The 7,085-nt window shown below is 62.6% G+C and carries 8 protein-coding genes; 5 read left to right on the plus strand and 3 right to left on the minus strand.

All coding sequences use genetic code 11. The features are described 5' to 3' along the window. The first annotated feature begins 28 nt into the window (after positions 1–28). The 4 genes from HX866_RS31460 to HX866_RS31475 all read left to right on the plus strand — a co-directional run bounded on the left by HX866_RS31460 (position 29) and on the right by HX866_RS31475 (position 3,296). Positions 29–571, plus strand: coding sequence for a twin-arginine translocation pathway signal protein (locus HX866_RS31460; RefSeq protein WP_177141086.1), 543 nt, complete (start codon positions 29–31; stop codon positions 569–571). 145 nt (positions 572–716) lie between these two features. Then, positions 717–2,312: a GMC family oxidoreductase gene (locus HX866_RS31465; protein WP_177098252.1), complete on the plus strand. Its 1,596-nt coding sequence runs from the start codon at positions 717–719 to the stop codon at positions 2,310–2,312. Between the two features lie 117 nt (positions 2,313–2,429). After that, positions 2,430–2,909, plus strand: coding sequence for a pantetheine-phosphate adenylyltransferase (gene coaD / locus HX866_RS31470; RefSeq protein WP_100944586.1), 480 nt, complete (start codon positions 2,430–2,432; stop codon positions 2,907–2,909). A gap of 135 nt (positions 2,910–3,044) precedes the next feature. Continuing rightward, positions 3,045–3,296 (plus strand): YfhL family 4Fe-4S dicluster ferredoxin, encoded by a 252-nt coding sequence (locus HX866_RS31475; protein ID WP_177098251.1) that lies wholly within the window; start codon positions 3,045–3,047, stop codon positions 3,294–3,296. A 307-nt stretch (positions 3,297–3,603) separates the two neighbouring features. Here the strand turns inward: HX866_RS31475 and HX866_RS31480 are convergent, their stop codons facing one another. The 3 genes from HX866_RS31480 to HX866_RS31490 form a co-directional block, all read right to left on the minus strand. Continuing rightward, positions 3,604–3,942 (minus strand): multidrug transporter, encoded by a 339-nt coding sequence (locus HX866_RS31480; protein ID WP_177105020.1) that lies wholly within the window; start codon positions 3,940–3,942, stop codon positions 3,604–3,606. 69 nt (positions 3,943–4,011) lie between these two features. Continuing rightward, positions 4,012–4,824, minus strand: coding sequence for a bifunctional DNA-formamidopyrimidine glycosylase/DNA-(apurinic or apyrimidinic site) lyase (gene mutM, locus HX866_RS31485; RefSeq protein WP_177124340.1), 813 nt, complete (start codon positions 4,822–4,824; stop codon positions 4,012–4,014). Positions 4,825–4,853: 29 nt separating this feature from the next. Continuing rightward, complete coding sequence (locus HX866_RS31490) at positions 4,854–5,666, minus strand: HDOD domain-containing protein (protein ID WP_177098346.1); 813 nt, start codon at positions 5,664–5,666, stop codon at positions 4,854–4,856. Positions 5,667–5,865: 199 nt separating this feature from the next. Here HX866_RS31490 and HX866_RS31495 point away from each other — a divergent pair, with 199 nt between their 5' ends. Further along, complete coding sequence (locus tag HX866_RS31495; protein ID WP_121135338.1) at positions 5,866–7,062, plus strand: class I SAM-dependent rRNA methyltransferase; 1,197 nt, start codon at positions 5,866–5,868, stop codon at positions 7,060–7,062. Positions 7,063–7,085: the final 23 nt, after the last annotated feature.

Raw genomic sequence — 7,085 nt, forward strand, 5'->3', positions numbered from 1 at the left:
TGTTCCACTGCCCAGGTGAATAACAAGAATGCCAAGCCTGTCTGAATCTCCCATCCTGAGCCGTCGCGGCGTGCTGAAAATCGGCCTCTGCGCCGGCGCCTTTCTCAGCACCGCCGGGCTGGCCGCCAGCCTCAGTGGCTGCTCGGCCGGCCGTCCGGCCAGTGGTTTTGCCGTATTGCAGAGCAACGACCTGCCATTTTTGCAGGCCCTGATCCCGGCGATGCTCGAAGGCGCCGTCGCGGCCGTGAAAATACCCGCCGCCATCGACCAGACCTTGACGAGCCTGGACTACAGCCTCGCCCACCTGTCACCGGAAATGCTCAAGCTGACCCGGCAACTGTTCGACGTCCTTGGCATGGGCATCACCCGCGGGCCGCTGACCGGTATCTGGGGCAGTTGGGAAAATGCCAGCGACGCGCAGATCCACGCCTTTCTCGACCGCTGGGAAAACAGCTACCTGAGCCTGCTGCGCATGGGCCACGCGTCGTTGCTGCAGTTGGTGATGATGGCCTGGTACAACCGCGCCGAAGCCTGGGCCCACTGTGGTTATCCCGGACCACCGAAAGTCTAGCCCCCTGTGTAGGAGCGAGCTTGCTCGCGAAAAATAGCCGAGACACCGCAATCGTCCGGATACACGACGTTATCGTTGACGATTTTTTCGCGAGCAAGCTCGCGCCTACATAGACCTTGCACAACAACAATAAAAGAGGCTGCACATGCCCGTACCCGATCTGTTTCGCGAAGGCCTGGCCCGAGGCTGGAAAACCTATGACGGCTCCCGCCTGGAGCAGGACCTGACGCTGGAGGCCGATGTCGCCATCATCGGCAGCGGCGCGGGTGGTGGCACCACCGCCGAAATCCTCAGCGCCGCCGGCTACAAGGTCCTGCTGATCGAGGAAGGCCCGCTGAAAACCAGCAGCGACTTCAAGATGCTCGAAGACCAGGCCTACACCAGCCTCTACCAGGAAGGCATCGGCCGCATGAGCAAGGACGGCGCCATCACCATCCTCCAGGGGCGCGCCGTCGGCGGGACCACGCTGATCAACTGGACCTCGAGTTTCCGCACCCCGGAGCAGACCCTCGAACACTGGGCCAAGGAACACAACGTCAAGGGCCACAGCAGCGCCGAGATGGCGCCCTGGTTCGAGAAAATGGAGCAACGCCTCGGCGTCGCCCCCTGGGTGATGCCACCCAATGCCAACAACGACGTGATCCGCAACGGCTGCGAAGCCCTCGGCTACAGCTGGAAAGTCATCCCGCGCAACGTCCGCGGCTGCTGGAACCTGGGCTACTGCGGCATGGGCTGCCCGACCAACGCCAAGCAGTCGATGCTGGTCACCACCATTCCGGCAACCCTGGAGAAAGGCGGCGAATTGCTCTATCTGGCCCGGGCCGAACGCTTGCAGATCGAAGGCGACCAGGTCACCGGCCTGCTCTGCGTGGCGATGGACGAGCGGTGCGTGGCCCCCAATGGCCGGACAATCCGGGTCAAGGCCCGGCATTACGTGCTCGCCGGCGGTGGCATCAACAGCCCAGGCCTGCTGCTGCGCTCCAAGGCACCGGACCCCAGTGGTCAGCTGGGTAAACGGACCTTCCTGCACCTGGTGAACTTCTCCGCCGGGCAATTTTCCGAGGTCATCAATCCGTTTTACGGCGCCCCACAGTCGATCTATTCCGACCATTTCCAGTGGAATGCCGGCGTCACCGGGCCGATGTCCTACAAGCTCGAAGTACCACCCCTGCAACCGGCGCTGGCCAGCACCTTGCTCGGCGGCTTCGGTGCGCAAAGCGCCCTGCGCATGGAACAACTGCCACACACCCACATGATGCTGGCGCTGATGCGCGACGGTTTCCACCCGGACAGCCCCGGCGGCAGCGTGGAACTGCGGGGCGACGGTACGCCGGTGCTCGACTATCAGGTGTCCGCCTACGCCTGGGACGGCCTGCGCCGGGCCTACCACAGCATGGCCGAGATCCAGTTCGCGGCGGGCGCCCAATCGGTACTGCCGCTGCATGCCGATGCCGACTACGTGAACACCCTGGCCAAGGCCCGCGAGCTGATCGACGAACTGAGCCTGGAGCTCTACCGCACGCGCCTGGGCAGCGCCCACGTCATGGGCGGTTGCGCCATGGGTGAAGAGGCGAAAAGCGCGGTCACCGACAGCCTGGGGCGCCACCATCAGTTGCGTAATCTGTCGGTCCACGACGGCTCGCTGTTTCCCACCAGCATAGGAGCCAACCCACAGCTTTCGGTCTACGGTCTGACAGCACAGTTGGCCACTGCCCTCGCGGAGCGCTTGAAAAACCCGTGAAAAAGAGGACTATTCGTCGCGTCTATAGTGCTTTCTTCCCGGTATCCTGACTTGGCCGACCGGAAAGGCTGCGATACCATCCGACTCCCGCAAACGGATACCCGCCAGGACGACGCGATGAACCGAGTGTTGTACCCAGGTACCTTCGACCCGATAACCAAGGGTCATGGCGACTTGGTCGAGCGCGCCGCGCGCCTGTTCGACCACGTGATCATCGCCGTGGCTGCCAGCCCGAAGAAAAACCCGCTGTTCCCCCTGGAGCAACGGGTGGAATTGGCCCGTGAGGTCACCCAGCACCTGCCCAACGTGGAAGTGGTGGGTTTTTCCACGCTGCTGGCGCATTTCGCCAAGGAACAGAACGCCAACGTCTTCCTGCGCGGTCTGCGCGCCGTGTCGGACTTCGAATACGAATTCCAGCTGGCGAACATGAACCGTCAGTTGGCCCCGGACGTCGAAAGCCTGTTCCTGACGCCGTCGGAACGTTATTCGTTCATTTCGTCGACGTTGGTCCGGGAAATCGCAGCATTGGGCGGCGATATCACCAAGTTCGTCCACCCGGCGGTGGCCGACGCACTGACCCTGCGCTTCAAGAAATAACCCCGCTGCAGACACTCTCGAGGCTGGCGATTACGCTTGCCTCGACGGGTGCGCGTGCACTGCGCGCGCCAATGCGGCACAATTGACGCATTAGTTTTCATGTCGCCCGGGCCTGCCGTCCGGGCCGGAGTGCCCATGTCCCTGATCATCACCGACGATTGCATCAACTGCGACGTCTGCGAACCCGAGTGTCCGAACGCCGCCATTTCCCAAGGCGAAGAGATCTACGTGATCGACCCGAACCTGTGCACCCAGTGCGTCGGTCACTACGACGAGCCGCAGTGCCAGCAGGTCTGCCCGGTGGACTGCATCCCACTGGACGAAGCCCATCCGGAAACCGAAGACGAGTTGATGACCAAGTACCGGAAAATCACCGGCAAGGCCTGATCGGCACAGCCCGCAACCACGGCGTGGGCGCCGGCTTGCTGGCGATGAGGCCCTAGAGTCCTGCGGTGATTATTCGGCCGCCATCGCTGGCAAGCCAGCTCCCACAGAGATCTCGGCAGCACGATATTTTTGTGGTGAGACGCGGTCCTGTGGGAGCCGGCTTGCTGGCGATGGCGTCAGCAAGAACAACGCCAGACTCAGGGCTCCCATTGCTGCGATGCGGCGTCCCGACAAGCAGTTCCTAAAAGACCGCGTCGTTCTGAGGGGCGTTGAGCAAGACGGCTTCTACAGGGCGCGGCGACGCCTGTCACTGATCGCCGTCGAAACCTTCGGCCGTGCAGCCCAGGCAACGGGCAAAGGCCGCTTTCCCAGGCGCGAGCACCAGTGACTTGCCGGCGTTGCCCATGCCCTTGACGCCGCCGAACGCGGTGAACGGCAACGACACCACGAACACCGCCGTGCCGACCAGGGTCGCCCCTACCAGCAAGGGACGGGCGATGATCAAGTCGGCGATCATTGCGTAGGCCGGTGGATTCTGGATCGTGTAGGTAGGATCGCCACTGGTGCCATCGTTCGCCAGAACCGGCAACGCCTGCAGACCAAAACTCAGGGCCACAACCAGGGCCAGGGTGCGAAACGGGTTCATGGCACTATCCTTCAGCAAAGCAATGGATGGCAAAGTCCTAACTATAACAGCCTGTGCGCGCTTGTCAGGTCAGCTCTGACAACGTGGGCAATACACGCTGGCCCGCTGCCCCAGACGAATCTCGCGCAAGCCGTTGCCACAGACCTTGCAATGCTCGCCGCCACGCCCGTAGACGAACAGTTCCTGCTGGAAATAGCCGGGCTGGCCGTCCCCGCCGATAAAATCGCGCAAGGTGGTGCCGCCCCGCTCGATGGCCGCCGCCAGGATGCGTTTGATTTCAATCGCCAGCGCCAGGTAACGTCCCCGCGAAATGCTCCCGGCCTCACGGCGCGGATCGATCCCGGCAGCGAACAGGGCCTCGGTCGCGTAGATATTGCCGACCCCGACCACCACCGCGTTATCCATGATGAACGGTTTCACCGCCATGGAACGCTTGCGCGAAAGCTGGAACAGCCGCTCGCCATCGAACAGCTCGGTGAGCGGCTCCGGCCCGAGGCGTACCAGCAATTCGTGGTTGAGCGGGTCCAGGCTCCAGAGCATCGCGCCGAAGCGGCGTGGGTCGGTGTAGCGCAGGGCCAGCCCGGACTCCAGCTCGATATCCACATGTTCATGCTTGGCCGCCGGCAAGCCGGCCTCCACCAGGCGCAGGTTGCCCGACATGCCCAGGTGACTGATCAGGGTCCCGACCTCGGCCTTGATCAACAGGTATTTGGCCCGCCGCTCCACGAGCAGGATGCGTTGCCCGGACAGGCGCACATCGAGGTCTTCCGGGATCGGCCAGCGCAGCCGGCGGTCGCGCACGATTACACGGCTGACCCGCTGGCCTTCCAGATGGGGCGCGATGCCGCGCCGGGTGGTTTCGACTTCAGGTAATTCAGGCATGGCAAGGGGCTCGACGACGGTGCTCGGACTTAGTTCACGCCGAGCTCGCGGATGTTCTCTCTGAGGTTTTCGAAGTCATAGTCGGACAGGCCGACATAATCGAGCACCAGATGGCCGATGGCGTTCCATTCGTGGTCTTCGGCTTCGTTGCCCAGGACCCGATGGGACGCACAGATATGTTCGGCCATTTTCAGGATCGCCAGCAGGTTTTTCAACTGGCTGTTGCGGGTCGACTCGTCGCTGAAGATCGCCAGGGCGTTGTGGTGATTGGCGATGGCGTTGGTCACATGCTCCGGCAGGCGCCAGGATTTGGCCGTGTAGTAGCCGACCACGGCATGGTTGGTGTTCAGCTCGGTGTTTTCCGTGTCCACCACGCGCTGCCCCGGACCGGCATTGGCGTAGGCCCGCTCGAGCACCGACATATAGTCGGGGAAACGCTTGATCATCAGCGGAATGCCGCAATCGTGGAACAGCCCCAGGGCATAGGACTCATCGACCGCCTGGGCGCCGGTGCGCTTGGCCAGGGTCAGGCTGGTCATCGCCACATCCTGGGCGGTGTCCCAGAAGCGATTGAGGGTCACGATGGTTTCATCGGCCATCTCGCCCTTGATCGACTGCGCGTTGATCAAATTGATGATCGAGCGGCTGCCCAGCAGGTTCACCGCGCGCTGGATCGAAGCGATCTTGTTCGACAGGCCGTAATAAGGCGAATTGACGATTTTCAGCAGCGCACCGGAGAGACCGGGATCCTGACTGATCAACCGGGCGATCACCTCCAGATCCGGGTCAGGCATGTACTGCTCCATCTGCAAATCCACCATGATTTGCGGTTGGGGAGGCACGCTAATGCCTTGCAGGGCCTGCTGGATCTGTTCGGGTGAAAGTTCTTGGGACATGGGTACACACTCCGGGCTAGGGAAGGATTCTAGCGGAAAACTTGTACGCCATGGGCCAAGTGTACAATCACTTACATGAAACATCGCACGCCGGGGACGGCCAACTCCCGCTATAATTCCGCTCTTTTTTCCCCGGAGCGACGTCATGTCCCTGCCTAGCCTACGCCTTAAAGCCAACGCCGACCGACGCCTGCGCAACGGTCACCTGTGGGTCTACAGCAACGAAATCGACGTGGCGGCCACCCCGCTCCATGGCTTCAAGGCCGGTGACCAGGCCATCCTCGAAGCTGCCGGCGGCAAACCGCTGGGCATCGTCGCCATGAGCCCGAACAACCTGATCTGCGCCCGCCTGCTGTCGCGCGACATCAAGTTGCCCCTGGACAAGTCGCTGCTGGTGCACCGCCTCAACGTGGCCCTGTCGCTGCGCGATCGGCTGTTCGACAAACCCTTCTATCGCCTGGTCTACGGCGATTCCGACCTGCTGCCGGGGCTGGTGGTGGATCGTTTCGGCGACATCCTGGTGGTCCAGCTCGCCTCGGCGGCCATGGAGCAGCACAAGGATGAAGTGATCGCGGCGCTGGTCCAGGTCCTGAAACCAAGCGGCATCCTGTTCAAGAACGACTCTGCGGCCCGCGATGCCGAAGGCCTGGAGCGTTATGTAGAGACCGTATTCGGCCTGGTGCCGGAGTGGGTCGCCCTGGAAGAAAACGGCGTGAAATTCGAAGCGCCGGTGATGGAAGGCCAGAAAACCGGCTGGTTCTACGACCACCGCATGAACCGTGCGCGCCTGGCGCCGTATGCCAAGGGCAAGCGGGTGCTGGACCTGTTCAGCTACATCGGTGGCTGGGGCGTGCAGGCAGCGGCGTTCGGCGCCAGCGAAGTGTTCTGCGTCGATGCTTCGTCCTTTGCCCTGGACGGCGTGGAGCGTAACGCGGCGTTGAACGGCTTTGCCGAGAAGATGACCTGCATCGAAGGCGACGTGTTCGAAGCCCTGAAGGAACTGAAAGCCTCCGAAGAGCGTTTCGACGTGATCGTGGCCGACCCGCCCGCCTTCATCAAGCGCAAGAAAGACCTGAAGAACGGTGAAGGCGCCTATCGCCGCCTGAACGAGCAAGCCATGCGCCTGCTGAGCAAAGACGGCATCCTGGTCAGCGCCTCGTGCTCGATGCACCTGCCGGAAGACGACCTGCAGAACATCCTGCTCACCAGCGCCCGCCACCTGGACCGCAATATCCAGCTGCTGGAACGCGGCGGCCAGGGCCCGGACCATCCGGTACACCCGGCAATCCCGGAAACCCGTTATATCAAGAGCATCACCTGCCGCTTGCTGCCCAACAGCTAAGCCCCGGCCTGCCGGCTCGCTCC

Source organism: Pseudomonas gingeri (genome assembly GCF_013386165.1).
GTDB classification, from domain to species: Bacteria; Pseudomonadota; Gammaproteobacteria; order Pseudomonadales; family Pseudomonadaceae; genus Aquipseudomonas; species Aquipseudomonas gingeri_C.